This is a genomic window from Paeniglutamicibacter sp. ORCA_105 (assembly GCF_045798545.1).
GTDB lineage: Bacteria > Actinomycetota > Actinomycetes > Actinomycetales > Micrococcaceae > Paeniglutamicibacter > Paeniglutamicibacter sulfureus.
This window is the reverse complement of record NZ_JBIXLM010000036.1, coordinates 1-26030: the sequence shown is the minus strand read 5'-3', so window position 1 is coordinate 26030 and position 26030 is coordinate 1. Positions and strand designations below refer to the sequence as shown.

Sequence of the window (26030 nt, the reverse complement as noted above, 5' to 3'; positions counted from 1 at the left end):
AAGGACATTCACCTTGAGAACCGCATACAAGGTTGTTGCTCACATCATTGCCGCCGCCGTAGTGCTTCAGGCGGCCCTCATCGCCTGGGGAACATTTGACGTCATCGGCATGCTGACTGCCGGAGATGTTCCCGAAGGCCCGCCGCTGGCCGGAATAATGCACGGCATGATCGGGATGTACGCGGCCCCGGTTCTCGTGCTGGCGCTGCTGGTCATCGCGTTGCTGGCCCATGCCGGTTTGAAATGGGCATTGTGGCTCGTCTTGGCCGTGGCCGTCCAGATCACGCTGGCCTTCGTCGCATTCGGCGCCCCCTGGGTCGGATTGCTCCACGGGATCAATGCCTTCGCCATCATCGCACTGGCGGAGCTCGGAGCCCGCGCTGTCGCCCATGCTCCTGCGCATGTGCCAAGCACCAGAAAGGTCATGCGCCCGGCGACATAGCACCGCGCCGCATTTCCCACTCACGGTCCGTGGCCAGCGCGGCGAGGAAATCCTCGTCGTGGCTGGCCACAACCATGGCGCCGCCGTATGACTCCAGGGCCGACAGCAGCTGCTCAACAGTGACCATGTCCAGGTTGTTCGTTGGCTCGTCGAGCAGCAGCAATTGCGGGGCGGGATTGGCCAGCAGGATCATCGCCAGCGCGACCCGAAACCTCTCGCCGCCCGACAACTGGGACACCGGCTCATCGACCCTGTTGCCGCGGAAATGAAACGCCGCCAGTTGTTCTCGCAGGATCCCCGGTTCCACGTCCGGAGCCGCAAGCCGGAGGTTCTCCAGCATGCTTATTCCGTTCTTGGGCCCTGCCCAATCCTGCTCTTCGGCGGCTGAAAGCCTCTGGCGCAGGAATCCGACCGGCACCCTCGATCGCATCGCCAACGCGTCCATCAACGTGGTCTTCCCTACCCCGTTGCCTCCGACAAGGGCAATGCGCTCCGGGCCCCAGATTCCAAGTACCGAGTCTCCGGTCAGGGGCTCGCCGTGTTCGAGCACGATACCTCGGGACATTTCGGCAACCGGTAATTCGAACACGCTGCGTCCGGCGGGGACGCGGGTCCGGGGCAAATCGATTCCAATCCTCAATTCCACCGGCAGCCCATTGCGGGCATCTTCGAATTCCGCGCGCGCGTCGGCCTCGTGTGACTTCATGATGCCACGGTTCTTTGCCGCCGAGACCTCGGCCTTGTTGCGCAGGGCGTTGGCCAGGATCTTTGGCATGGACTCCGCAGCCTTTTGCCCTTGCTTGGACCGCCGGGCAATCTTGGTCTCCGCCTCGCGGCTCTGCCGTTTCTCAACCGCGAGCTTGCGTCGGGCATCGGCGAGCCCCCTTTCTGCGCTGTCACGTTCGTGACCCAGCGTCTCTTCCCTGGAATCCCAGTCACCGAAGCGCACGAGGTCTATTTTCTCGGCACGCAGGGCACGCACGTTGACCGGACGCAGCTCCGCCAGGGAATCGAGCATCTTCAACAGGGTCTTGTCGTGGGTGGAAACCAGCATGGTCCCGGCGGATTGACCCACCATGTCGTAGAGCCGGTGGCGGGCGGCCCGGTCAAGGTTGTTGGTCGGCTCGTCGAGCAAGGTGATTCCGCCACCGCGGATTTCGATGCCGGCAAGCGCAACTGCCATGGTTTCCCCGCCGGAGAGGTTGCCTACGGTGCGTTGCAGGAATTCGGGGGTGACCGCTGAGTTCAGGTAGCCGGCCAGCAGGGCCGCGGACCGTTCCTCAAGATCCCAGTCGTTGCCGACCAGGTCCATGTCCCGGGCCAGGTCTTCGCTGGTGTTGTCCAGGATGCGGTGCAGTGCAGCCAGGGTGTCGGTGATGCCCATCAGGCTTGCGACACTGCGCTTGGTGTCCAGCACAATGTCCTGCGCAAGGTAGGACAATCGTGCGTCCGTGTGGATGGTGCCGCGGGTGGGTTCGAGCTCCCCGGCGACCAGCCGCAGCAGCGTGGACTTGCCTGAGCCGTTGGGTCCGATCAGGCCCGTGGTCCCTCGCACGAATGTCGTTGAGACATCGTCGAAAACTGTTCCGCCATTGGGCCAGGAAAAGCCGAGGCGGTCAATGACGATGGGGGTTGGGTGCTGCATGGTGGTTCTCGATTCGACGAAGGAAGCGCCGAAACTTCACCATGTCCTCAGACTTCCCCGTTGGGCAGTGGAGGTCATGGCGTTTCCTTGGCGCGTTTAGGCGAAGGCGAGAACTGGCAACACGTCGTGGTCCTGACGTCGACAATGGGACACCTCAATCGTGCGGCCCGGCATCGCCGGCTGTCAAATGCCCTGCTGGCGATCAAGTGTGCGCACCGGGGTCATCGGCCGGCGATGAGCGCCGACTCTTCCTCCGCGCTCAGGCCCGAGCGCAGCGATCGGATCCCACCGCCATCGTCCGCGCGTACGATGTCCTCAAAGCTCTCGCGCAGGCTGCGTCGGCGAAGGCCCATGGCCAGTGCACGGGCGTCCGATCGTCGCGCAAAGCCCACGTGTTCGGTTCCCGGCGGCAGCACCAACGGCAACGACCTGGGACCGGCCCAGGGATTCACCCGATCCGTGTCCATCCATGCCAGGTCGTATCCGTGGAGCGTGTGCCCGTCCTTGGTTGTCCCGGCTGCGCTGGCGGTCGCGGCGGCGTCCCGGGCCAGCTGCAGGACCTGGACCAGCGGATGTTGTGCTCCCACGGCATTGACGTATCCATGGTGCCCGGACAATCCGGCGTCAAGAATGAATGCCGCCAGGTCACGCACGTCGATGACCTGCACCCATTGCAGCCCGTCCGGGTCGGCCGGGACCAGCACGGGATCCCGCGACTCGGCAAAACGCAGCGGCCAATAGCTGCTGCGGCCGCTCGGGTCTCCCGGACCGCCGATCAAGCCCGGACGGACCACGAGCGTCCGGCCTCCGCGGGTTTGCAGGCTCAAGCTCTCGCAGGCAGACTTGGCCCGGCCATAGTCCGATTCGGCTTCCTCGTCGTCGGCATCGAGGGGCTTGAGAACATCGGCACTCTCGTCGGCACCGACCTCGGATTGCTCGGCGTACACCGAGCACGAGGAAACGAAAACCCAGTTGCGTGCCTTGCCGCCAAGCCGCTTGATTGCAGCGCGCGCGAATCGCGGCGAAGAAGTCAGCTCGACCACCAGATCCCAGTCGTTGTTCTCCACCCGGCCATAGGCTCCGGACGTGGCGCGGTCGGAAACGACCGCGTCGACACCCTCGACAAAGGGGTCGGTCCCGCGTGCGAGCGCCGTGACTTGGTGACCCCTGTCCAAGGCGAGGCCACTGAGCGTTTTTCCGAGCCAACCGGTCCCACCCAGCAGCAAAATATTAGTCATTCTTCGAGTCAACGACTCACTGGTCCGCAGGCACAAGTGAATTCTCGGTCGGCGTAGGTGATCGCGCGCGATCCCCCGCGTCCCCATATTGTTATCTCAGGCATGCCCCCGGTGCCGAACTCACGTCGTCGGAGCAGGATTCACCGGCCGGGAGCTGAGGTTCGCGGCTCGAGACGAACGCCCGTCCCGCCTCCGGGAAATCCGCCCGCATGAATATTCCATGCCCGGCCGCGGCCAGAACGGCTCGCGGCACAAGAGCGACTTTGCGAAGTGTGACGCGCACCCAAACCTTCCCCGTGGCCAATTGCGGGTACAACCTGGTCGGACGGGCACTATTGTCCGTCCGACCAGGTCTTTATTGGTTGTGTATTGAACTTAATTTGTATTAGAACCCTCGCCCATGCCTTTAATATCTCGGTACGAGTTAGGCAAGCATAACCTTTGCTCACCATCTCGTGGCATTCCCCCGATATCAAAGGAGCCCCATGACGCCCCAACGTCCCCTGGCGCAAACCCTGCCCACCCCCATGCGATCCCTTGCGGGCACCGCCGCCGACCATCTGCTCGGCAATAACACTGCCGAACGCATGGCCGAGGAATTCGGCGCCGCCGCCAGGCTCGCAGCCCGATCCATCGCCGCCGCCGCGGGGCCGACCACCGGCCCCGGCCCAGCCGCGCTGCGCGCCCGGCTCGACGCGGTGGACCTGCGCACCCCGCTGGGCAACACCGCCGCCGCACTGGAGGAAGCCACCGAGCTGTACCTGCGCGACGCGGTCTATTTCCACCACCCGCGTTACGCCGCGCACCTGAACTGCCCTGTGGCGCTGCCGGCCATCGCCGCCGAGGCCCTGGTCACCACGGTGAACACCTCGATGGACACCTGGGACCAAAGCGCCGGCGCCACGCTCATTGAACAGCGGCTCATCGATTGGGCCGCGGATCTTGCCGGGCTCGGCCCGGACGCCGACGGGGTCTTCACCAGCGGCGGCACCGCCTCGAACCTGCAGGCGATGCTGCTGGCCCGCAACACGGCGGTTGCCGGCAAACCCGGAAGCCTGCCCGAACGCCTTGCCGGGCTGCGCATCTACGCCTCTGCGGACAGCCACTTCAGCATCTCCACCTCCGCGTCCCTGTTGGGGCTGGGCGCCGAGGCGGTTGTTGCAGTTCCCGTCGATGGCCTCCACCGGATGGATGCAGTGGCGCTCAAGGCCGCCCTGGCCGCCGACCGCGCAGCAGGGTTGCATGCGCTGGCCATCGTGGCCACCGCGGGCACCACCGATTTCGGGGCCATCGACCCGCTGCCGGGCATCGGGGCCCTGGCCGCCGAATACGGGGCCTGGTTCCACGTCGATGCCGCCTACGGCTGCGGGTTGCTCGGATCCCCGCGCCACCGCGGACTGCTCGCCGGAATCGAGGCCGCCGACTCGGTGACAGTGGATTTCCACAAGTCCTTCTTCCAGCCCATCGGCTCCAGCGCGATCCTCGTCCGCGACCGGGCCAGGCTCGCCCTGGTATCGCACCACGCCGAGTACCTGAACCCTGCCGCCGAGGCCGGGCGCGCACCCAACCAGGTCGACAAGTCCCTGGCCACCACGCGCCGCTTCGACGCGCTGAAGCTCTGGGTCACGCTGCGCTCGATCGGCGCCGAGGCCCTCGGGACGATGTTCGACACCGTGATGGACCTGGCCGCAGCGGCCGGCACCCTGGTGAAGGAGCACCCCGAACTCGAGCTCGCGGCCGAGGTCCAGCTCAGCACCGTCGTCTTCCGCTATGTTCCTGCCCTTCCCGTGCCCGACGGGGACCTCGAACCGCTGGCCAACGAAATCCGCAGGGCGCTCTACGACTCCGGGGAGGCCATGGTCGCTGCCACCACCATCGAGGGGGTCCGCCACCTCAAGCTCACGCTGCTGAACCCGCAGACCGGCATCGGAGACGTCGCCGCCATCCTGGAAGCCGTCGTCGCCCACGGCCGCCGGATCTCCGGCGAGCGCGCCCTGGGCCAGGTGCAGGCATGAGTAGCGAACGCTTCGACACCACCCGCATCTACGACGCCGTCGGCATCGGCGCCGGCCCCTTCAACCTCGGCTTCGCCGCGCTGGCCGACCCCGTGCCCGGACTCGACGTGTTGGTGCTCGAGAGCTCCGAGGAGTTCGCCTGGCACCCGGGCATGATGCTTGAGGGCACCCACCTGCAGGTGCCCTTCATGGCCGACCTGGTCACCATGGCCGACCCCTCCCACCCGCTCTCCTTCCTGAACCACCTCAAGGACACCGGACGGCTCTACCCGTTCTACATCCGCGAGAACTTCTACCCGCTGCGCGAGGAGTACAACAACTACCTGCGCTGGGCAGCCAAGCGGCTGGACTCGGTCCGCTTTGGTGCGCACGTCGCCGCCGCCCGCTACGCGAACGGGGTGTACGAACTCGACGTGCACAACGCCGAGGGGGTGCACACCGTGCGCACCCGCCGCCTGGTGCTCGGCACCGGCACCACCCCCTACGTGCCCGCCTCCGTGCCCGAATGCGTACTGGCCTCCGGGGCAGCGGTGCACACCAGCGGCTACCGCTCCGCCCGCGAGGCCATCGCCTCCGGATCCCGCATCGCGGTGGTGGGCAGCGGACAAAGCGCCGCGGAGGTCTTCGCCGACCTGCTAGGTTCGCTGCGCCCGGACCAGCACCTTGAATGGGTGACCCGCTCCCCGCGCTTCTTCCCGCTCGAGTACACCAAGCTGACCCTGGAGATGACGTCCCCGGAGTACATCGACCACTTCCATGGACTGCCCCAAGGCACCCGTGATGCGCTCTCTGCCCGCCAAAAGGGCCTCTACAAGGGCATCAACGCGGATTTGATCGACGAGATCCACGAAATGCTCTACCGCCGCCAGGTCTCCGGCCACACCCCTGTCACCCTGCGCGCGGCAACCTCGCTCGAAGGCCTTGGGCACCGGGACGGCGCCCTGCAATTGCACCTGCGCAACCAGGACGACGACGGCGGCTTCGACACCGTCGCGGACACCCTGGTGCTGGCCACCGGCTACGCCTACCGCGAGCCGGCGTTCCTGGCCGACCTTGGGACACGCATCAACCGGCTGCCCGATGGACGGCTCGACGTGGACCGCGGGTACGCCGTCAGCGACGATGCCGACGTGCTGGTGCAAAACGCCGAACTGCATACCCACGGTTTCACCGCCCCGGACCTGGGCATGGGCGCCTACCGCAACTCCGTGATCATCAACCGGATCCTGGGCCACGAGCACTACGCCGTCGAAAAACGCATCGGCTTCCAGTCCTTCGGCAGCCCCGCCCCCGGTTCCCCGGCACCCCTCTCCCCCACACTCGAAGGAGCCCACGCATGATGTCCACCCCAGCCATCGTCCTGCCCGCGGCCCGCCGCACCGCACCGGCGGCCGCCGAATTCACCTTCCGCCGCTTCGACCCCGCCGCCGACGCCGAGCTGCTGCACGGCTGGGTCAACACCGAACGCGCCGGCTACTGGGGCATGCTCGGCTCCACCGTCCAGGAGGTCGGCAGCGCCTACCGGGAACTGAACGCCGATCCCCACCACCACGTGCTGCTGGGCCTGCTGCCCGCCGGGGACCGGTCAGCGGCACTCGAACCGGTGTTCCTGCTGGAGCACTACGCCCCGGAGCACTCGGTGCTCGCCGGCCGCTACGCGCACCGCCACGGGGATGCGGGCATGCACCTGCTGCTCGCCGGACCCGGCGACGGCAGGTCGCTGCCGGGTTTCAGCGCCGCTGCCATGGAGGCGGCGCTCGCCCACCTCTTCGCCGACCCCGCGGTGCTGCGCGTGGTGGTGGAGCCCGACGCCGCGAACACCGCCGTCCACTCGCTGAACTCCCGGCTCGGCTTCCGACCGGCAGCGCGGATCCAGCTGCCCGCCGGTGCCGGGGCCCCGGCCAAGACCGCCCTGCTTTCCCACTGCACGCGGGCCGACTTTGCCGCAGCCACCGGGCGGCCCTCCACCGCAGCGGCGCACCTGTCCCCCGGACGCTGGGAGACGGCCAACCGGCACCTGCTGGCCAAGGCCATCGCCGAGTTCACCCACGAAAGACTGCTCGACCCGGTGCCCGGGGACGCGGGGTGGACGGTGGCCGCCGGCAACCACGAGTACGGCTTCACCGCCTCGGTGCACGGGCTCGAGCATTGGGTGATCGACCCGGACTCGCTGCGCGTGTCCATCAACGGGGAACCCGCCGCCCCGGACGCCGCCGGCTTTGTGTTGGCCTTTAGCGACACCCTGGGCCTGTCCGCGGCGCAGCTTCCGGTGTACCTCGAGGAGATCGGCAGCACGCTGGCTTCGCACTGCTACAAGCAGCTGCACTCCACCGCCAGCGCCGCCGAGCTGGCCGCCGGGACCGGGGACGCGGTGGGCGACTTCCAGCGGACCGAGGCGGCGATGACCGAGGGGCACCCCTGCTTCGTGGCCAACAACGGCCGCCTGGGCCTGGGTGCCAACGACTTCCTCGGCTACGCCCCGGAGACCGGGGCCGCGCTCGCGCTGCAGTGGCTGGCCGCGCACACTTCCCGCGCCAGCTACAGCTCCCTGCCAGGGCTGGACGCCGAGTCCCTGCTGCTCTCCGAGCTCGGGGCGCGGCAGCTGGCCCGCTTCCGGGCGCGGATCGCCGAGTCCTGTGCCGGCAGCGGGCTGGATCCTGCCGACTTCGTGCTGTTGCCGATCCACCCCTGGCAGTGGGAACACAAGCTCGCGATCAGCTTCGCCGCCGACGTCGCCAGCGGGCACCTGGTGCACCTGGGTGCCGGGGACGACCTCTACCAGCCGCAGCAGTCGATCCGCACCTTCTTCAACCGCAGCGCACCGGCACGCCACTACGTGAAGACAGCGCTGTCGGTGCTGAACATGGGCTTCATGCGCGGGCTCTCGGCGGCCTACATGGAGGCGACCCCGGCCATCAACGCCTGGCTCACCTCGCTCTTCGAAACCGACGAGGAGCTGCGCCACGGCAACGTGGGGCTGCTGCGCGAGATCGCCGCCGTCGGCTATTCCAACCCGCTCTTCGAGGCGGCCGGGAAGGATGCACCGCAGCGAAAGATGCTTGCCGCCCTCTGGCGCGAATCGCCCGCCGGGCTCATCGATCCCGGCCAGCAGCTGGCCACCATGGCCTCGCTGCTGCACCTGGATTCCGCCGGCGCGTCGCTGGCGGCGGCCCACATCCGCCGCTCGGGACTGGAAGCCACCGACTGGCTCGCCCGCTACTTCGACGCCTACCTCGTCCCGCTGGTGCACTGCCTGTGCCGCTACGACCTGGCGTTCATGCCGCACGGGGAAAACGTCATCCTGGTGCTTCAGGACTCCGTGCCCGTCCGCGTGCTGCACAAGGACCTGGCCGAGGAGATCGCCATCCTCGGGGACAGGCAACCGCTGCCGCCCGGGGTCGAGCGGATCCGCGCGACCGTCCCCGAGTCCGAGCGCAGACTGGTGGTCTTCACCGACATCGTCGACTGCTTCCTGCGCTTCCTTGCCCCGGCGCTGGCCCGCGAAGGGGTCTGCAGCGAGGACGCGTTCTGGGATACCGCGGCGCAGCGGCTGCTTGCCTACCGGGAACGCCACCCGGAAACGGCCGAAGCGTTCGACGCCCTGGAGCTCTTTGCCGAGTCGTTCGAGCTCTCCTGCCTGAACCGGCTGCAGCTGCGCAACAACGCGCAGATGCTGGACCTCACCGACCAATCCGGCGGGCTGATCTACGCCGGTACCCTGGCCAACCCGATGGCCGGGCGCGGGCGCTGAGACTGGGCCGGGGGCCGCCTTCGCGCGGTCCCCGGCAAGCCGCCGCCGCCCGTTCCCTTCCGCACAGATGATGCCCAAACGTTACTGCGCTCCCGCCGCTTCGCCCGGCCCAGCGGCTAGGCTCAAACGATGAAACGGTATCTGACCACTGCGTTGGCGGCAGCGCTCCTGGCTTCGGCGACGACCGGCTGCGTCCCGCTGGAGCTGCCGCCACCGGCTTCCTCCCCGGTCGCCGAGCCGCTGCCGGTCGAGCCGGCTCCCAACACACCGGTCCCGGATTTGAAGACCTATTCCACCGAGGAACTCGCCGAACGCGTATCGGGCCTCTCGAAAAGCTCCCCCGCCCGAGCGATGCTCGAGGGAACGTTCACTTACGACTCGGCCGTTCCCGGATCCGTGGAACTGCTCTATGCCGAAAAGTCGGAGGGCGGCCAGCGCGCCATCATCCAGCTGCACGACGAGGCCAACGGCATCGGACACTTCGTCTGGTGCGCCGAGGAAACACGGTACAGCCTCAATATCGCGGACGGCACCACGGGCAGCGACTACGGAGGTGCTTCCAGTTCCTGCAGCCCCAGCAGTTCCTCGGGAGGCTCCGGCGGCCTGCCCGACGGCGTCGGGTCGGTCTTCCTGGATTTTGGGCCCTCCGCCGAGGTTTCCGCGGAAGTCATCGTGTTTAGCTACATACAGGTGCCGTTCGACGGCTGACCGTCGACTGCCGGGATCGCGGTTCCCATTCCCGCGGCGGGACCCGGTAGTTCCGTTCGCAGCTACCCCGGATTGCCGAGGTGCCCGGCCAGCCGGTGCTCAAGCCCCGCCCGGACCTGGGGCCATTCGGAGGCGATGATCGAATAGACACAGGTGTCGCGCAACGACCCGTCGGCCATGCGTCGATGCGAGCGCAGCACCCCGTCCAGCTTTGCGCCCAGGCGCTCGATGGCGGCGCGGGAGGGCATGTTCATCCAATGCGTGCGGAACTCGACGGCGGGGCAGCCAATGACCTCGAAGGCATGTCTAAGCAGCAGGAGCTTGGAGTCGACGTTTGTGCCGGTCCCGCTCACCGAGGCCCGGTTCCAGGTCGACCCGATCTCGAGCCTGGGCATTGTCGGGTCGATGTCCATGTAGGTGGTCATGCCCAGCACCACGGAATCTGCATTGCGCCGGGCGACGAAGGGCAACATCGATCCCTGCCCCTGCAGTTGAAGCCGGCGATCGATCTCGGTACGCATCTTCCCGGGTTCGGGCACCACCGTGTACCACAGGCCGAAGACCTCGCCGTCGTTGACGGCGTCAATGAGTTCGTCGTGGTGCTCGTGCCGCAGGGGTTCGAGGGTCACCAAGGGCCCGCGCAACGTCAGTGGTTCGATTTTTGTCATGGTTCCAGCCTATGACGCCCCGGGCGGAGATGGCCGTCGTGCTCAGGCCACCTTCTTCCTGATCTCATGCAATTCGGCCGGGCTCAGCCCGTGTTCGAGCAGGAACGATTCGACGCTCAGGGAATCAACGAATTGGCCCAGTGCCTCCAACCTCTCGTTCAGCGGCCCCACCAGGTCCCGTTCCTCGATGTAGGACTCGTGCGGGTGCTTCACGGGACTGACCTTGTGCCAGTCGTTGATCCCCCGGAGCGAGGCCTCGTATTGGGATTCGAGCAGGTCGGCCCGGCCGGCCAGCTTGAGCAACATCGAGACGATCAACCCGGTGCGGTCGCGCCCGGCCGAGCAGTGAAGTACGACTTTTCCGCGTGCCGCGGCAATCTGGTGGAAAACATCCGCGATGCGGTCCGGGAAGAACTCGACGTTTCGCGGATACATCCGCGGATGGTTCATGTACGGCACCGCGAGCTGCGTGAATTCCGGATGCCCCGGTTCCTCGGTGGGGGCGTTCACGATGGTGATTCCGGCCGTGGCCGCCTCGTCCACCTGGGGGTCCGTGGGGCGTCGGCGCACCTCATCGGGGTTGCGCAGGTCAATGACTGTGCGCACGCCGTCGGCGTGGGCCTGCTGCCATCCGGCACCGGTCAGCCACTCGCGCCTGCCCATGCGGTAAATGCTGCCCAGCACGACCCTGGCGTTGACTGCACCTTCCCACTGCGGCTGGTCCATGGATTCCACCATCGCGCTTTTCCGCTCCCTACGCCCTGCCGCCCTCAAACGTTTCAATGCGGATGTGGTGTTCCGGACCCGTCGCAGCACGCGGCGCAGCGGCCTGGGGATCCGCGGTTCCGGGTGCATCGGCCTTCGGCGCCTCGGTTGCCGGGCCGCCGTTTCCGGGGGCCGCCGACGCGGGCCGGCCATGCGCGGAGCGGAACGCTTCGGAGTCGCGCCAGGTTTCGAAGTCCGACTCGGAGTCGAATTCCATGGTGACCTTGTACGGGGTGTTTTCATCCACCGGACGGTCAAGCGTGGCGCGGGACAGGCCGGGAACCTTGGGCAGGTTGTTGCGCATGTTGCCGATGAATCGTTCCTCGAAGGCTGCTGCCCGTTCCGCCGGAACATCTATGCGGTTGGTGACGACGTACATGGTTGTATTCCTTCCCACGGTGGCCGCCAGTGTCCCTGGACGGCTCGGTTTCCAACCTACCCAAGAACTCCGCCGCTGCCCATTTTGTCCCGGCAATGTGGAGACACGAAAGCCGGCGGTGCCACGGATCAACGATCCCCGGCCCCACCGGCTTCGGTTGCTGCCGGACTACTTGGAAGCGGCCCAGTCGTAGAAGCCCTTGCCGGTCTTGCGGCCCAGGTGGCCCTGCTCAACCAGGTCGCGCAGGATCTGCGGCGGGGCAAAGCGGTCACCCAGGGTCTCGTGCAGGTACTCGGCAATACCCAGGCGCACGTCAAGGCCCACAATGTCGGTGGTCTTCAGCGGGCCGGTGGGGTGCTTGTATCCCAGCACCATGGCGTTGTCGATGTCCTCGGCGCTGGCCACACCCTCCTCGACCATGCGCATGGCTTCGAGCGCGATCGCGACACCGAGCCGGGATGAGGCAAAGCCGGGGGCGTCATTGACCACCACGGCGGTCTTGCCCAGCCCCTGGACCCAGCCGCGGGCCTTCTCGATGAGCGCCGGGGCACTCTGCTTGGCAATGACGACCTCGATGAGCGTGGAGGCCGGGACCGGGTTGAAGAAGTGCAGGCCCAAAAAGTTTTCCGGGCGCTGCAGTTCGGCGGCCAGCCCGCTCATGGACAGCGAGGAAGTGTTGGAGGCCAGGATCGCGTCCGCCGCGAGGTTTTCCTCGACCTTCTTGAGCGAGGAGACCTTGAGGTCCCAGATTTCCGGGACCGCCTCGACCACCAGCTCGCGGTCCGCGAAGGCCGCGTAGTCAACCGAGACGCTCAGGCGCGAAGCCATCTCACCGAGATTTGCATCGGTGGCGCCGCGCTCGATCGACTTCGCCGCGGCCGATTCGACGCGCTCGCGCGCCGCGATGGCCGACGCCTCGTCGCGCTCTACGACCACCACGTTGCAGCCTTTGACGAGGAACGCGTGGGCAATGCCCGCCCCCATGCGGCCGCCGCCGAGGACGCCGACCTTGGCCGGAAGGGTGTTGGGTTTTTCGCTCATTTACTTTTTTTCCTGTCCAAGAAGGCTTGCATGCGGTCGAATTTGGCCTGGGATTCAAAGAGCATCCCCTGGGCAAGGGTGTCGATGACCGGGTGTGCCTCGCGCGGGGTGTGGAACACGGACTTGGTGATGCGCACGGCCAGGGCGTCCTGGTTGCCGATGCGGTCGGCCAGAGCCGAGGCGGCTGCCATCAAGTCGGGTCCTTCGACCAGTTCGGTGATGAGCCCGACACGCAGGGCCTCCTCGCCCTTGAGCACCTTGCCTGCCAACAGGATCTCCTTGGCAACTGGTTCGCCCACGAGTTCCTTCAGACGCCAGGTGGCACCCGCAGCGGCCATGATGCCGAGCCCGGTTTCCGGGTTGCCCATGCGCAGCTCGGGGGTGCCGATGCGGAAGTCGGCCGCATAGGCCAGCTCGGCGCCGCCGCCCAGGGCGAAGCCGTCGAGGGCTGCGATGACGGGCATCGGCAGCTTGGCGATCCTGTCGAAGATGCCGGAGTTGATGCCGGCCAGCGCGTCATCCCTGCGGCGCTCGCGCAGCTGCGCGATGTCGGCACCGGAGGCGAAGACGCCCTTGGCCCCGGTTTCCGGGTCCGCGGGGGTGCCGGAGAGCACCATGGTCTTCGGGGTGGTCTCCAGGTAGGCGCAGACCGCGTGCAGCTCGTCGACCATCAGCTGGTCAATGGCATTCTTGACCTGGGGGCGGTCAAGCTGCACGTTCAGCCGATCGGCCGTCTCGGAGACTTTCAGGGTCTGGAATGCGGAGGCGTTCAGCGTCTCCCCCATCCTCCTAGACACCCTCGATGAGCAGTGCGGCACCCTGGCCGACGCCCACGCACATGGTGGCCAGGCCCAGCTTGGACCCGCCGGCCTTCGCCTCGCGTTCCAGGCGTCCGAGCAGGGTGATGACGATGCGTGATCCCGAGGAGCCCAGCGGGTGGCCCAGGGCGATGGCGCCGCCGTCCCGGTTCACGATCTCCGGGTCGATGCCGAGCTCGCGCATGGAAGCCAGCGACTGCGAGGCGAAGGCCTCGTTGAGTTCAACGGCCGCCAATTCCTCGATTTTGCGTCCTGAGCGTTCCATGACCTTGCGGGTGGAGGGGACCGGGCCCATGCCCATGATTTCCGGGGCCAGGCCGGCGGAGGCGCCGTCGATGATGCGGGCGCGCGGGGTCAGCCCGTATTTCTTGATGGCCTCTTCGGAGGCCACGATGATCGCCGAGGCACCGTCGTTGAGCGTGGAGGCGTTGCCCGCGGTGACCACGGTGCCGCCCTTGACGACCGGGCGCAGCTTGGAGAGCACCTCGAAGGTCGTGCCGGGGCGCGGTCCCTCGTCGGTGTCGACGATGGTTTCGCCCTTGCGGGACTTGACGGTGACCGGGACGATTTCGTCCTTGAAGCGTCCGGCCTCGATGGCGGCGATGGCGCGTTCGTGCGAGCGCACGGCGAAGGCGTCGCAGTCCTCGCGGGAGGTGTTGTAGACGCGGGCGACTTCCTCGGCAGTTTCCGGCATGGAGAAGGTGGCCTTGCCATCGCGGGAAAGCTCACCGGAGAGGAACTCGGGGTTCGGGAAACGCCAGCCGATCGAGGTGTCGAAGGTGGCTCCCGGCTTGGCGAAGGCCTTGTCCGGCTTTTCCATCACCCAGGGGGCGCGCGACATGGACTCGACGCCACCGGCAACGACGATGTCGGCGGCACCTGCCTTGATCATGTGGCTGGCCATGGTGATGGCGCTCATGCCCGAGGCGCAGAGGCGGTTGACGGTGATGCCCGGAACACTGTCCTCGAAGCCTGCAAGCAGCCAAGCCATGCGCGCGACGTTGCGGTTTTCCTCGCCGGCGCCGTTGGCGTTGCCGAAGATGACCTCGTCGACGTCTGCCGGGTCGATTCCGGCTCGCTCCACGGCGGCACGGATGGCCAGTGCGGCCAAGTCGTCGGGGCGCACGCTGCTCAATGCCCCGCCATAACGTCCTACCGGGGTGCGGGCTCCGCCCACCAAGAAAGCCTCGGTCATAACAACTCCTTTGTCATTGGGCACACGCCTGGATGGTTCCCGTCGGAAACCCGGCGGGAAAGACCTGCAATGCTCCGTGGTTTGGCTTCGGCGACCGGCTCCGGGCGGAGCGCGGAAGAATTACCGACCATTCGTTCACTAATACAATCCCATCATGCCATAAGCGCGGTCAACCTCATGGCCGGCAAACCCTCCGGTTTGACCGACCCCAATCACTGCCGTATCGTCTTCCACTTGACCGACTCCGGACCCTGTCCGGATCGTGGACCGTCACCGTCCAAGGCCGTCAACATGGATTTGGACGGGCATCCGGTCGACGGAAAGCTGAATAGCAAACGGAGCAGTAATGCAGCCGGAAAACAGCCAACCCAACCAACTAAATAACACCACACCGGTGGCATCCCAGGCCACCAACCCGGTGGATTTCGGCGAAGACATCGGCCCGGACCTATCCACCACCGCCGGCCGCAGTGAAATCCGCAAGGCAACTGCCGCCTCGGCCATGGGCAACCTCACCGAATGGTTCGATTACGGCGTCTATGCCGTGGCAGTCACCTACATTACGTTCCACTTTTTCCCCACCGAGGGCGGAACCCTCATGGCGTTGGGGACCTTCGCACTCTCGTTCCTGGTCAGGCCGCTCGGCGGCCTGGTTTGGGGACCGCTGGGCGACAAGCTGGGCCGCAAGCACATCCTGGCCCTCACCATCCTGATGATGTCCCTGGCTACATTCTTCATCGGCATCCTGCCGACCTTTGAACAGGTCGGCGTCTTGGCACCGATCCTGCTGGTGCTCCTGCGCATGATCCAGGGCTTCTCCACCGGCGGCGAGTACGGCGGTGCCGCAACATTCATGGCCGAATACTCCCCGGACAAGAAGCGCGGCTTCTTCGGGTCGTTCCTGGAGTTCGGTACCCTCGGCGGCTTCGCCCTGGGTACGGCAGTGATGCTGGGCTTCCAGGTCGCACTGAGCGATCAGGCCATGATGGACTGGGGCTGGCGCGTGCCGTTCATGATGGCCCTGCCCATGGGCCTGATTGGCCTCTACCTGCGAAACAAGCTGGAAGACACTCCGGTCTTCCAGGAACTCGAGGAGCGGGGCGAGGTCCAGGAATCGAGCTCGCTGCGCACGCTCATCCGTGGCTACTGGCGCCCGATGCTCATCATGAGCGGCCTGGTGATCGCCCTGAACGTCGTGAACTACACGTTGTTGAGCTACATGCCGACCTACCTCGAGGGCCAGCTGGGCCTGGATCCGAAGGCGTCCCTGATGGTGATCCTGGTCGGCGAGGTCGCAATGATGGCCGTCATCCCCTTTGCCGGATCGCTTTCGGACAGGGTGGGACGAAAACCCCTGTGGTTCGCGTCGCTGATCGGCCTCTTCGTGCTGGCCCTGCCGCTGTTCTGGCTGATGGGCAAGAGTTTCCCGCTCGCGATCCTCGGGTTTGCCATCCTGGGCCTGCTCTACATCCCGCAGCTAGCCACGATCACCGCAACCTTCCCGGCCATGTTCCCGTCCCACGTCAGGTTTGCCGGTTTTGCGGTGACCTACAACGTGGCGACAGCGATCTTCGGCGGTACCGCGGCCATGGTCAACGAGGCCGTCATCAACGAGACCGATTTCCTGTTGTTCCCGGCCGTCTACATGATGGCAGCCTGTGCCATCGGCCTGGTGGCCACACGGTACCTGCCCGAGACCGCCGGGGCGTCGTTGCGTGGAACCGAGATTCCGGACGCCCACGAGACCGGCATCCTGGCCGGCACCGGCACGGAAACGGACGCCGGGGCTCTCGTACCCCGGCCCTAATACGGCCCGACAGCGGCCCCGCATGAGGCGACGGCTTCTAAACGGTGGGTGGGTGGTTCCCAAGATCTCCTTGGGAACCACCCACCCACCGTTTTGTCGTTTGCGACGCCCGACCGGAATGAAGCCCTAGGAGTAGAGCTCGCTCTTGGCCGTGTTGTGCTTGGCCTTCTGCCAGCCGATCCAGAGGCCGACGGCGATCAGCGGGATGCAGGCAATGGTGTACAAACCGAGCGGGAAGACTTCGCCGTCCGGACCGGTGAGCGTGTCAAAGCCGATCAGCACTGTGATGATTGCCAGGGCGATCAGGCCCGCCCAGCTGGTGTAGGGCGCACCAGGCATCGGCAGGGAAGAGACCTTGCCGCGCTTCTTGCGCAGCATCAGCTGGCAGGCGAAGATCGAGCCCCAGGTGAACAGGACACCGATCGATGCGGTGTTCAGGGCCAGGTCGAAGGCGTAGGTTCCGCCAAGCCAGACGTTGAGGATGATGCCCACGAAGTACACGCCGCCGATGGCCAGGATGCCGGCATAGGGGACGTAGCGCTTGTTCATCTTGGTCAGCCACTGCGGGGCGTGGCCGTTGTTCGCCATCGCGCGGAAGACGCGGCCGATGGAGTACAGCCCCGAGTTGCAGGAGCTCAGCGCCGCGGTGATGACCACGAAGTTCATGACGCCGCCGATCCAGCCCCAGCCCAACTGGTCAAAGACGGTGACGAACGGGCTTTCCCCGGCCTTGTACTGGTTCCACGGCACGATCATGGCCAGCAGCGTCACCGAGCCGACGTAGAAGACGACGATGCGCACGACGACGGCGCGGATGGCGGCGGGGACTTCCTTGGCAGGGTCTTCCATCTCGCCGGCGGTGATGCCAACCAGTTCGATGGCGTTGTAGGCGAAGATGACGGCGTTGAGGACCAGGATGGTGATCATGAATCCGCGCGGGAACATGCCACCCTCGCCGGCGAACAGGTTGGAGACCGAGGCGTGCCCGTCCCCCACCTGCGCGTTGGTCACCACGAGGTAGGTGCCGATGCACAGGAAGAGCACGATGGCTGCGACCTTCAGGAACGATGCCCAGAACTCGAACTCGGCAAACGCCTTGGCGCTGAAGAGGTTCACGGCGATCAACAGGCCCAGCGCGCACAGCGCTGCGGCCTCCACGGGGACCCCCGGGAAGAAGTAGGTGAAGTACAGGCCGATGGCGATGAGCTCGGCAATGCCCGTCATGGCCCAGTTCAGCACATACATCCAGCCCGAAAGGAATGCCCCCTTGGCGCCGAAGAGCTCACCGGCATAGGAAACGAAGGAACCCGAGGACTGGCGGTACATGATGAGTTCGCCCAGTGCACGCATCAGGAAGTAGGCAATCACACCGGCAATGGCGTAGGAGAAGATCAAGGCGGGCCCGGTCGTGGCCAAGCGGCCACCTGCCCCCATGAACAGGCCCACGCCGATGGCGCCACCCATGGCGATCATCTGGACGTGCCTGCGGGTGAGGGTCTTCTTGTAGCCCTCGGCCGTCACATCCGCGTCCCTGGTGGAAATATCGGGCTGGTGTTCTCGGACGTTGTGGGGTTCCACCGTGTAGCTCCTTTGGTGACTCAACCAACCCGCTTCGATGCAACGGGCAGGGCACCCGGCCAGACCCGTTTCAGGGTGCCCGCTCACACATTTAGTGGGGGTGCAAACGGCAAACCTACCGCACTTTGCCACCCAACATGAAGTTGGGCAAGCAGTCAAAAACCCGTTCCACTGTGATCCAGGACACCATGCGTCTTGCAATCATCCTAGTGAGATGAACATTTGACGTGGATCACAAGCCCAGGCAAAGAGCAATTATTAATTGTTCAACAGTTGCGTCGGAACAAAAGGCCATGGGTCTTCGCCCATCCACGAAGCCGGGGGCCCGAGCCGCTTTCGCCCCCGCGGCTGCCGAACCGATAGCATTCATGGTTGTGAGCACCCATGATTCCACCGAACAATTGCCAGCCAAGGTTTCCGACATTTTCGACCCCGTGCAGTGGCGCGTGGTCGAGGGGTTCGACCTCGAGGACATGACCTACCACCGTCAGGTCGAACGTGATTCCGCCGGCACGGTCGTTCGCGACCTGCCGACCGTGCGCATCGCCTTCAACCGCCCGGAGGTCCGCAACGCGTTCCGCCCCGGCACCGTGGACGAGCTGTACCGCATCATGGACCACGCCAGGATGAGCTCGGACGTGGCAACGGTGCTGCTGACCGGAAACGGCCCCTCCCCCAAGGACGGCGGGCATTCCTTCTGCTCCGGCGGGGACCAGCGCATCCGCGGCCGCGACGGCTACCGCTACGCCGAGGGCGAGACCGCCGACTCGATCGACCCCGCCCGCGCCGGACGCCTGCACATCCTTGAGGTCCAGCGCCTGATGCGCACCATGCCCAAGGTCGTCATTGCAGTGGTCAACGGCTGGGCCGCCGGCGGCGGGCACTCGCTGCACGTGGTCTCGGACCTCACCATCGCCTCCCGCGAACACGGCAAATTCAAGCAGACCGACGCCACCGTCGGCTCCTTCGACGCCGGCTACGGTTCGGCGCTGCTGGCCCGCCAGGTCGGGCAGAAGAACGCCCGCTCGATCTTCTTCCTGGCCCGCGAGCACTCCGCCGAGGACATGGTCGCCATGGGCGCGGTCAACGAGGCCGTGGACCACGAACGCCTCGAGGAGGTCGCACTGGAATACGCCGCGGACATAGCCAAGCAATCCCCCCAAGCCATCCGCATGCTCAAGTTCGCCTTCAACCTGGCCGACGACGGGCTGGCCGGCCAGCAGGTCTTCGCCGGAGAAGCCACCCGCATGGCGTACATGACCGACGAGGCAGTGGAGGGCCGCGACGCCTTCCTCCAAAAACGCGACCCCGACTGGTCAGCCCACCCGTACTACTTCTAAGCCCAAGGAACCCCGGCACCCATGAATCCAGATTCCGCACTCGTTGCCCTTTCGGCATCCCTGAACGAGGAAGGGCCGGCCGTGGAGATCCTCCCGGGCACCACGAACAACGAGTACTTCGTGAACCCGGTGGCCGGGGCGGAACTGGAGGGACTCGAGGGAATCGCGGCGGTGGTGCGCACCTCGGGGTCCACGGGGACCCCGAAGCGCACCGCGCTGTCGATCGATGCACTGGCCTCCTCCTCGATGGCCACGGCCGAATACCTGGGATTCGAGGGCCAGTGGCTGCTCCCGTTGCCGATCCACTTCGTGGCAGGCCTGGCCGTGTTGACCCGCAGCCTGTATGCCGGAACCCGGCCGTGGGCGATGGACCTGGAGCAGAGCTTTACCGCCCGGGGCTTCAACGAGGCTGCCTCCGCCCTGACCGACCGCAAACGCCTGGTGTCCCTGGTCCCCACCCAGCTGCAGCGACTGTTGGAAGATCCGGACGCGGAGACCATTTCCACGCTGCAACGCTTCGACGCCATCCTGCTGGGCGGGGCACGTGCCCCGCGCGCGGTCCTGGAGGAGGCAGCAAGGCATTCGCTCAAGCTGCACCTCACCTACGGTTCAAGCGAGACCGCCGGAGGCTGCGTCTACGATGCCCGGGCCCTGCCCGGTGTGCAGGTCAGGGTCGTCGACGGGCGGATCATGCTGGGCGGGCCAACCATCGCCTCCGGCTACCTCGGGGACGCCGGCCTGACCGCCAGGCACTTCAGCGTGGACGGGTCGGGGGTGCGCTGGTACGCGACCGACGATCTGGGAAGCTACGCCGACGGCATGCTTTCGGTGTCCGGGCGGGCCGACGACGTCATTATCACCGGCGGGGTCAAGGTCTCGGCGACCCAGGTCCAGCGCGTCCTCGAGGCCCTGCCCGGTGTCTCGGCGGCGGCGGTGGTTCCCGTGCCGGATGCGCAATGGGGCCAGCAGATCGGCGCCGCCTATGTGGGAAGCGCCGCCCCCGAGGCCCTGGCCGCGGCCGTGCGCGCCTCGCTCGGTGCCGCCGCGGTGCCGCGCCGCCTGCAGGCGCTCGAGGCGCTGCCGCTGCTGCCCAATGGCAAGGTCGACAGGATGTCGCTCGCCGCGATGCTTGGCGGCGCTAAAGGCTGATCCGCCCACCCCGGTGCCGACACGTATTTGGTGCCCGGCTCCGGTTCCCCTCCGATGCCAACCTTTCGCGTAACGCGGGCCGGGTCACGGGGCGGCCCGATTCCTTGGCCGGGCACCCTGCCGGATCTGCACAACGTGGTGTCGGAACTAGTTCACTGATTCCATGGAAAAAGATCCATGACCATGGATCTTCTCGGTGTAAATATTGGTATGCACCTGTCAAGGCATGCCGGTTGGAGTAAGTCCGGATACAGGTCGTGCACGTAGTGCAGCCCCGAACAGCGTTGTGGATCCCGCCCGGGCGCACGACGAGCGAACCCTCGGCAAGGACCATGGTCCGAGCGTTGGAGTTCGTCGAGGCACCCGTGATCCACAGCCCACCCGCGGCGAGTCCAACGTGTCGGAGACCACACCTAGAGTGAATGCATGGACGCGGAAGAGATCACGCAACGACATCACGTCCTGCAAGAGGTCCTGTGGCACGCACCCGATGGCACGTCGCCCACCCGGGTCCTGCCATGATCACCGCCCACCGCCACCGGCTGGCCGCCAACACCGGCAAGGAACAAGCCCTCATGGCCCTGTTTCCCGCCTTTCGCGACACCCTGGCGAAGCTGTCCTCGATGACGGTGCGGGAACTGCAGGCCGGAGTTCCTCTGGCCAGGTGGCGGATCCTCACCGATCTGCCCTTCGACGCCCGGCTGTCGGCCAGGCAGGTCAAATCCGCGCAAAACCAGGTGCATGCGGCCCATTCCTCCTGGCTGGCCTTGCTGGAAGCCGCCGTCCGTGAGGCGATCACCGGCTCCACCCTGACCGGGACCCGGCAAACCACGTTGTATCGGATCAATTCGCGCCGCGCCTGGTGGGCCGCCGAACTGGTCCTGCCCTGGAGACAAACCGACGACGGGGAGCTGGCCCACGTCGCCCACGCCTGGGCCGAGAAGCACCCCAAGAAGTGCGTGTGGGTGCAGGTGGATCCGGCGGACCTGAGGCTCGCCCGCCACCTGGCCAAGCATCTCGACTCTCGAAGGATTCGACGGCCCAACCTGTCCCGGGTGCGGACCCTGGTCCTGGATTCGATCATCGCCAGGCCCGAACGCCCCACGGGTGCCACCGAATATGCCTGGTGGGTGAAGGTCGCCACCCTCACCCGTGGCAAGCCTGTGCGTATCCCGCTAATCGCCAATACCTACTTCGAGAACCTGGCTTCCCAACCCGGGGCCGCGGTGGCCGGGGCCATCCAGCTCCACCTGGAAACTACCGGGGCCGGGCAGCCCGCCGGGGCGGCGATCTCCCTGCTGCTGCACACCCCCGACGCACCCAAGCGAGAAACCGGGGTCGTGGTGGGCCTGGATTTCGGGATGGCCAACGCGCTGTTTGCCACCAGCGACGGACGGCTCCTGGGCCAACGCATGCTCCGCACCCTCAAATCCTGGGACGGGCGGCTCACCGAGATCGCCGCCGAACACCAATCCCGGAGCCTCAAAATTCGCGACAACCCCGAATACCGGGCCCTGAACAAGCGCATCAAGGATTTTGTCACCAACGAGATCGGGCGGGTGCTGAACATCCTCGCCCGCGAGAAGGGCGAAAACCGGGTCAGGGAACTGGTGGTGGAGAAGCTGGACTTCCGCGGTCAGGGCATGTCCCGGCGCATGAACCGGCTGCTGACCCGCACCGGACGCGCCTGCGTCAAGGCACGCCTGGCCGCGCTGGGGCCCAAGCACGGGATCACCGTCACCGCGGTGGGCTCCGCCTACACGAGCCAGGAATGCTCGGGCTGCGGGTACACCGCCAAGGCCAACCGCAGGGGCAAGCACTTCGGGTGCCGGTTCTGCGGGAAGAAACTCCACAGCGACATCAACGCCTCACGTGTCATCCGGGAACGACGTTCGTTCCCCCTGACGGATCACCACCGGCAGTCTCAGCGGAGAATGACCCTCCAACGGCTCGATCAACGACACCGCCAGCGCTGGGGTCTGCGACCGGCCGCGGGAGCGGACCCGGGCCTTGCAGGGGCCCCGGGCGATCAGGCAGCCCTGGCTGCCTGATCGGCAAGAGCATGGGGTTCCATGGAGCTCCATGCAATTACGTACTGTTAGTTCATGAGCAAAACCGCTCCACCACAAGGTGGAACAGCGATTTCCCGGCCACGCGGCCCATCAACCACTTAGTTGAACGCTTCATCCCTCGGCGTTGGTCTTCGCCACCGCCCTGATCTTCATCGTGGCCATGTTTGCGCGGACGATCACCGGGTCCAGCCCGCTGCTGGCCTTCATCACCCAGATGGCCTTGGTGTTGATGCTGGGATTCATCCTCGCCAACACCCGGCCGGTGCGAAGGCTTCTGCGCCTTTTGGGACGCGTCCCGCAGACCGCCCTGGCCGGCTACGTGTTTGTCTTCCTGGTGGCCGCCGTGGCTTCGCTGATCACCTGGGGGCTGGGCCTGGTGGTCGGCGGGCTACTGGCCCGGGAAGTCGCCGCCCAGGGCCGCGAACGCGGCATCCGCTTCCATTTCCCGATGCTCGTTGCCTCCGGGTTTGCCGGGTTTGTCGTCTGGCACATGGGCTATTCGGGATCCGGTCCGCTGACCGCGGCGACGCCCGACTCGTTCATCGCCAAGCAGCTCGGCGGCCCGCTGTCGATTTCCGAGACCACTTTCTCCTCCTGGAACATGATCGCCGCCGTAGCCGCCATCGTCATGGTTGCCCTGTCCCTGTACCTGGTGGCCCCGCGCGGGAACGACAAGATCGTGGAACTGGTCCAGGACGCCCGTGAGGAACTCGTGGCCGTCGACGACGAGGTCACCACGCCCGCCGACAGGTTGGACGCCAGCCGCCTGCCCACGCTGCTGCTCGGGACAATGCTGCTGGCCTACCTCGTCATCCACTTCTCCACCGGCGGCACGCTAACCCTGGACATCGTGAACTGGTCCTTCCTGGCCCTGATCCTGCTGCTGGTGCGCAGCCCGTTCGAGCTGATGGCGCTGACCAAGCACGCGGCATCGAATGTCGGGGAGATCCTGCTGCAGTTCCCGCTCTACGCCGGAATCCTGGGCATCATGACCGGGACCGGGCTGATCCAGGTGCTCTCGGATGTGTTCGTGTCGATCTCCACGCCGCAGACCTTCGGCGTGCTGGCGTTTCTCTCGGCCGGGTTGGTGAACTTCTTCGTTCCCTCCGGCGGTGGGCAGTTTGCCGTGCAGGCGCCGATCATGCTCACCGCGGCGGCGGAACTCGGCGTGGACCCGGCCATCCCGATCATGGCGGTGGCCTACGGCGACCAGTGGACCAACATGATCCAGCCGTTCTGGGCCCTGCCGCTGCTGGCAATTGCAGGGTTGAAGATGCGTGACATCCTGGGATACACCACGATTGTGCTGGTCGCCTCCGGGATTGTTTTTGCCGCGACCTTGCTGATCGTCTCGTTCTAGGAACGTCCCGGGCGCCGCCGGAATTTCTCCCCTGCCACCGCGCGAGAGAGAATGGTAGCTGCATGTTTTTCCCGGCAGCGAGAGGATTGATGGTGGCTACGATTGCCCAATGGGTTGAGGGCGCACGCTTGCGGACCCTGCCCATTGTGATTGCGCCGGTGATTATTGGCACGGCGGCCGCCGTGGACACCACCGGAAAACTTGCCTGGCTCGAAGCCATCCTGGCCCTGGTGGTCGGGCTGCTGCTCCAAGTCGGGGTGAACTACTCCAACGACTACTCCGACGGCATCCGCGGCACCGACGATGTCCGCGTGGGACCGCTGCGCCTGACCGGCTCGGGCCTGGCAAAACCCACCGCGGTCCGCAACGCTGCTTTTGCCTGTTTCGGGCTCGCAGGGATCGTGGGAGCGTTCCTGGTGGTGTTCACGGCATCCTGGCCGCTGCTATTGGTCGGCGTAGCGGCCATCTTCGCCGCGTGGGGTTACACCGGCGGCAAGAACCCCTATGGCTACCGGGGGCTGGGCGAGGTGTTCGTGTTCATCTTCTTCGGCCTCGTGGCCACGCTGGGGACGGCGTACACCCAGGCACACCAGTTGACGCTGCCCGCCTACATCGGGGCCTTGGGAACCGGCCTCATCGCGACCGCACTTTTGATGGCCAACAACATCCGTGACATCCCCACCGACAAGGAAGTCGGAAAGATGACTCTGGCAGTGCGGCTGGGAGACCCTGCCGCGCGCATCAGCTACGTCATGATGCTGACCCTGGCCATCCTGTTGCCGCTGGTCATGGTGTCCACGCACGCATGGATGTGGCTCATCCTGCTGACGGTGCCGTTGTGTGTGCTGCCAAGCTGGACGGTGTTGCGCAAGCACGAGCCCGGCGCACTGATCCCGGTGCTCAAGCAGACGGGCATCATCAACCTCGTCTACGCGGCGCTTTTCACGGTGGCAATCGTGATGGAGCTGGCTCTGGCCTAGCGCTCCCGTCCGCGTCCATCGCGTCGGAACAATACGTGTGCCCAGGGGCCCGGTCATCTCCATGACCGGGCCCCTGGGTGCTACGTAAAGGTACGACTACCAAGGCTTCTTCAGTCCCCATGGTGGTCCAGCCAAGGACACACCCGCGATGGGACACCGCCCCACGGTCCGTCAGCAGGCACGTAAACATCATTGGGGGCTGGCGGTGGCACCTGGTCCAGGTGCATCCGCCAGCCCCCACCGAGGCACGAATCCGTTGGGTTACTGCTCGCCGTCCAGGAACCGGTCTTCGGCTGCTTCGTCGTCAAGGTCTTGCCGGGACTTCTTGGGCCCCTTGGAGTTGAACATTTTTTGCACGTCGGCATTGGCCGCCACGCGCAACTTGTTCAGGAACAGGTAGCTCAGGGCAAACGCGATCACCAGCGCGACTAGGCCCGCGGTGAACATGGGCCACATCAGGAGATAGGCCAGTGGAAGGAATACTGCGAAAAAGAGGGCCAACCGAATCACGGTGTACTTGAAGAACTGCACCCGTACAGTCTAGACGCAGCCAGAACACAGATAAATTCACTAGACTGTATCTATGGTCCGGAACTTTATTTTTATGGCATTGGTTGCACTCGCGATAACCATCTATGCCTTGATCGAATGCGTGCGCACTCCCTCGAGCGAGGTCCGTTCACTGCCCAAGAGCGGCTGGTTCGCTGCCATCATTTTGCTGCCGCTGATCGGGGCCGGACTGTGGTTCTGGCTGGGACGACCCAAGTCGGTTTCCGACGAACGGCCGGCACAGACGCGCAGGGGCGCAACCGGAGCTCCCGACGATGATCCCGAGTTCCTTCGCAACCTGGAAATCCAGCGACGCAACAAGGCCCGCGAGGAAGAAATGCGCCGCAAGGAAGCCGAATTGAAAGCCCTCGAAACCAAATTGCGCGAAGACGGCAAGCCCGGCGACAAAAACGGCAAGCCGCGCGATGAAGGCGGCAACCCCACGGAAGACACCCCGCGACACACGCCGTAGGGAATATTCCATCGGCACCACCCCATGGTCGGGTGGCCCACGAATTCCGTGGGCCACC

The 26030-nt window shown here is 65.9% G+C and carries 21 protein-coding genes and 1 pseudogene; 12 read left to right on the top strand and 10 right to left on the bottom strand.

Features of this window, described 5'->3' with window-relative positions:
* Positions 1-13 precede the first annotated feature (13 nt).
* Positions 14-442 carry a hypothetical protein gene (locus tag ACIPUB_RS15805; protein WP_407608239.1) on the top strand — a complete coding sequence of 143 codons (429 nt, stop codon included), beginning with the start codon at positions 14-16 and terminating at the stop codon, positions 440-442.
* Here the strand turns inward: ACIPUB_RS15805 and ACIPUB_RS15800 are convergent.
* The gene (locus ACIPUB_RS15800; RefSeq protein WP_407608238.1) at positions 423-2087 is read right to left on the bottom strand and encodes an ATP-binding cassette domain-containing protein; all 1665 of its coding nucleotides are present in this window, start codon (positions 2085-2087) and stop codon (positions 423-425) included. The two genes, ACIPUB_RS15805 and ACIPUB_RS15800, sit on opposite strands and share 20 nt — an antisense overlap.
* 221 nt (positions 2088-2308) lie before the next feature.
* On the bottom strand, positions 2309-3325 hold the full coding sequence (locus tag ACIPUB_RS15795; RefSeq protein WP_407608237.1) for an NAD-dependent epimerase/dehydratase family protein: 1017 nt from the start codon (positions 3323-3325) through the stop codon (positions 2309-2311).
* Positions 3326-3810: 485 nt separating this feature from the next.
* Between ACIPUB_RS15795 and ACIPUB_RS15790 the strand changes: the two genes are divergently transcribed.
* The 4 genes from ACIPUB_RS15790 (at position 3811) to ACIPUB_RS15775 (ending at position 9799) form a co-directional block, all read left to right on the top strand.
* Positions 3811-5340, top strand: coding sequence for a pyridoxal phosphate-dependent decarboxylase family protein (locus ACIPUB_RS15790; protein ID WP_407608236.1), 1530 nt, complete (start codon positions 3811-3813; stop codon positions 5338-5340).
* Positions 5337-6680 carry a lysine N(6)-hydroxylase/L-ornithine N(5)-oxygenase family protein gene (locus ACIPUB_RS15785; RefSeq protein WP_407608235.1) on the top strand — a complete coding sequence of 448 codons (1344 nt, stop codon included), beginning with the start codon at positions 5337-5339 and terminating at the stop codon, positions 6678-6680. Before ACIPUB_RS15790 ends, ACIPUB_RS15785 begins: the two co-directional genes overlap by 4 nt.
* Complete coding sequence (locus tag ACIPUB_RS15780) at positions 6677-9091, top strand: GNAT family N-acetyltransferase (protein ID WP_407608234.1); 2415 nt, start codon at positions 6677-6679, stop codon at positions 9089-9091. Before ACIPUB_RS15785 ends, ACIPUB_RS15780 begins: the two co-directional genes overlap by 4 nt.
* Before the next feature lie 129 nt (positions 9092-9220).
* Positions 9221-9799 (top strand): hypothetical protein, encoded by a 579-nt coding sequence (locus tag ACIPUB_RS15775; protein ID WP_407608233.1) that lies wholly within the window; start codon positions 9221-9223, stop codon positions 9797-9799.
* A gap of 62 nt (positions 9800-9861) precedes the next feature.
* Here the strand turns inward: ACIPUB_RS15775 and ACIPUB_RS15770 are convergent, their stop codons facing one another.
* From ACIPUB_RS15770 to ACIPUB_RS15745, 6 genes are all read right to left on the bottom strand, one after another.
* Entirely contained in the window at positions 9862-10467 is a 606-nt protein-coding gene (locus ACIPUB_RS15770) for a GNAT family N-acetyltransferase (RefSeq protein WP_407608232.1), read from the bottom strand.
* A 42-nt stretch (positions 10468-10509) separates the two neighbouring features.
* Positions 10510-11193 carry a tyrosine-protein phosphatase gene (locus tag ACIPUB_RS15765; RefSeq protein ID WP_407608231.1) on the bottom strand — a complete coding sequence of 228 codons (684 nt, stop codon included), beginning with the start codon at positions 11191-11193 and terminating at the stop codon, positions 10510-10512.
* Between the two features lie 28 nt (positions 11194-11221).
* On the bottom strand, positions 11222-11611 hold the full coding sequence (locus tag ACIPUB_RS15760) for an antibiotic biosynthesis monooxygenase (RefSeq protein ID WP_407608230.1): 390 nt from the start codon (positions 11609-11611) through the stop codon (positions 11222-11224).
* A gap of 168 nt (positions 11612-11779) precedes the next feature.
* Positions 11780-12652: a 3-hydroxyacyl-CoA dehydrogenase family protein gene (locus tag ACIPUB_RS15755; protein WP_407608229.1), complete on the bottom strand. Its 873-nt coding sequence runs from the start codon at positions 12650-12652 to the stop codon at positions 11780-11782.
* Positions 12649-13437, bottom strand: a complete 789-nt coding sequence (locus tag ACIPUB_RS15750; protein ID WP_407608228.1) for an enoyl-CoA hydratase/isomerase family protein — start codon at positions 13435-13437, stop codon at positions 12649-12651. The genes ACIPUB_RS15755 and ACIPUB_RS15750 overlap by 4 nt, the downstream gene beginning before the upstream one ends.
* Before the next feature lie 4 nt (positions 13438-13441).
* Positions 13442-14665, bottom strand: a complete 1224-nt coding sequence (locus ACIPUB_RS15745; RefSeq protein ID WP_407608227.1) for a thiolase family protein — start codon at positions 14663-14665, stop codon at positions 13442-13444.
* 346 nt (positions 14666-15011) lie between these two features.
* On the opposite strand from ACIPUB_RS15745, the gene ACIPUB_RS15740 reads away from it, so the two are divergent.
* A complete protein-coding gene (locus ACIPUB_RS15740) occupies positions 15012-16472 on the top strand; it encodes an MFS transporter (RefSeq protein WP_407608226.1) in 1461 nt (486 codons plus the stop codon).
* 126 nt (positions 16473-16598) lie between these two features.
* Here ACIPUB_RS15740 and ACIPUB_RS15735 read toward each other — a convergent pair whose 3' ends face one another.
* On the bottom strand, positions 16599-18050 hold the full coding sequence (locus tag ACIPUB_RS15735) for an amino acid permease (RefSeq protein WP_407608225.1): 1452 nt from the start codon (positions 18048-18050) through the stop codon (positions 16599-16601).
* Positions 18051-18424: 374 nt separating this feature from the next.
* On the opposite strand from ACIPUB_RS15735, the gene ACIPUB_RS15730 reads away from it, so the two are divergent.
* From ACIPUB_RS15730 to ACIPUB_RS15710, 5 genes and pseudogenes are all read left to right on the top strand, one after another.
* A complete protein-coding gene (locus tag ACIPUB_RS15730) occupies positions 18425-19390 on the top strand; it encodes a 1,4-dihydroxy-2-naphthoyl-CoA synthase (RefSeq protein WP_407608224.1) in 966 nt (321 codons plus the stop codon).
* A 21-nt stretch (positions 19391-19411) separates the two neighbouring features.
* The gene (locus tag ACIPUB_RS15725; RefSeq protein WP_407608223.1) at positions 19412-20539 is read left to right on the top strand and encodes an AMP-binding protein; all 1128 of its coding nucleotides are present in this window, start codon (positions 19412-19414) and stop codon (positions 20537-20539) included.
* Between the two features lie 476 nt (positions 20540-21015).
* On the top strand, positions 21016-22590 hold the full coding sequence (locus ACIPUB_RS15720) for a zinc ribbon domain-containing protein (protein ID WP_407608222.1): 1575 nt from the start codon (positions 21016-21018) through the stop codon (positions 22588-22590).
* An 11-nt stretch (positions 22591-22601) separates the two neighbouring features.
* A pseudogene (locus ACIPUB_RS15715) lies at positions 22602-23971 on the top strand (short-chain fatty acid transporter).
* Between the two features lie 92 nt (positions 23972-24063).
* Positions 24064-24951, top strand: coding sequence for a 1,4-dihydroxy-2-naphthoate polyprenyltransferase (locus ACIPUB_RS15710; RefSeq protein WP_407608221.1), 888 nt, complete (start codon positions 24064-24066; stop codon positions 24949-24951).
* A gap of 261 nt (positions 24952-25212) precedes the next feature.
* Here the strand turns inward: ACIPUB_RS15710 and ACIPUB_RS15705 are convergent, their stop codons facing one another.
* Entirely contained in the window at positions 25213-25482 is a 270-nt protein-coding gene (locus ACIPUB_RS15705) for a DUF4229 domain-containing protein (RefSeq protein ID WP_407608220.1), read from the bottom strand.
* Between the two features lie 73 nt (positions 25483-25555).
* Between ACIPUB_RS15705 and ACIPUB_RS15700 the strand changes: the two genes are divergently transcribed.
* On the top strand, positions 25556-25972 hold the full coding sequence (locus ACIPUB_RS15700) for a PLD nuclease N-terminal domain-containing protein (protein ID WP_407608219.1): 417 nt from the start codon (positions 25556-25558) through the stop codon (positions 25970-25972).
* Positions 25973-26030 lie beyond the last annotated feature (58 nt).

What these genes read in the sequence shown, in the direction of transcription:
- ACIPUB_RS15750 (WP_407608228.1), bottom strand. Translation starts at nt 13,437, where the DNA reads ATGGGGGAGACGCTGAACGCCTCCGCATTCCAGACCCTGAAAGTCTCC.
- ACIPUB_RS15785 (WP_407608235.1), top strand. Translation starts at nt 5,337, where the DNA reads ATGAGTAGCGAACGCTTCGACACCACCCGCATCTACGACGCCGTCGGC.
- ACIPUB_RS15775 (WP_407608233.1), top strand. Translation starts at nt 9,221, where the DNA reads ATGAAACGGTATCTGACCACTGCGTTGGCGGCAGCGCTCCTGGCTTCG.
- ACIPUB_RS15780 (WP_407608234.1), top strand. Translation starts at nt 6,677, where the DNA reads ATGATGTCCACCCCAGCCATCGTCCTGCCCGCGGCCCGCCGCACCGCA.
- ACIPUB_RS15755 (WP_407608229.1), bottom strand. Translation starts at nt 12,652, where the DNA reads ATGAGCGAAAAACCCAACACCCTTCCGGCCAAGGTCGGCGTCCTCGGC.
- ACIPUB_RS15790 (WP_407608236.1), top strand. Translation starts at nt 3,811, where the DNA reads ATGACGCCCCAACGTCCCCTGGCGCAAACCCTGCCCACCCCCATGCGA.
- ACIPUB_RS15700 (WP_407608219.1), top strand. Translation starts at nt 25,556, where the DNA reads ATGGCATTGGTTGCACTCGCGATAACCATCTATGCCTTGATCGAATGC.
- ACIPUB_RS15770 (WP_407608232.1), bottom strand. Translation starts at nt 10,467, where the DNA reads ATGACAAAAATCGAACCACTGACGTTGCGCGGGCCCTTGGTGACCCTC.
- ACIPUB_RS15765 (WP_407608231.1), bottom strand. Translation starts at nt 11,193, where the DNA reads ATGGACCAGCCGCAGTGGGAAGGTGCAGTCAACGCCAGGGTCGTGCTG.
- ACIPUB_RS15800 (WP_407608238.1), bottom strand. Translation starts at nt 2,087, where the DNA reads ATGCAGCACCCAACCCCCATCGTCATTGACCGCCTCGGCTTTTCCTGG.
- ACIPUB_RS15740 (WP_407608226.1), top strand. Translation starts at nt 15,012, where the DNA reads ATGCAGCCGGAAAACAGCCAACCCAACCAACTAAATAACACCACACCG.
- ACIPUB_RS15795 (WP_407608237.1), bottom strand. Translation starts at nt 3,325, where the DNA reads ATGACTAATATTTTGCTGCTGGGTGGGACCGGTTGGCTCGGAAAAACG.
- ACIPUB_RS15725 (WP_407608223.1), top strand. Translation starts at nt 19,412, where the DNA reads ATGAATCCAGATTCCGCACTCGTTGCCCTTTCGGCATCCCTGAACGAG.
- ACIPUB_RS15760 (WP_407608230.1), bottom strand. Translation starts at nt 11,611, where the DNA reads ATGTACGTCGTCACCAACCGCATAGATGTTCCGGCGGAACGGGCAGCA.
- ACIPUB_RS15745 (WP_407608227.1), bottom strand. Translation starts at nt 14,665, where the DNA reads ATGACCGAGGCTTTCTTGGTGGGCGGAGCCCGCACCCCGGTAGGACGT.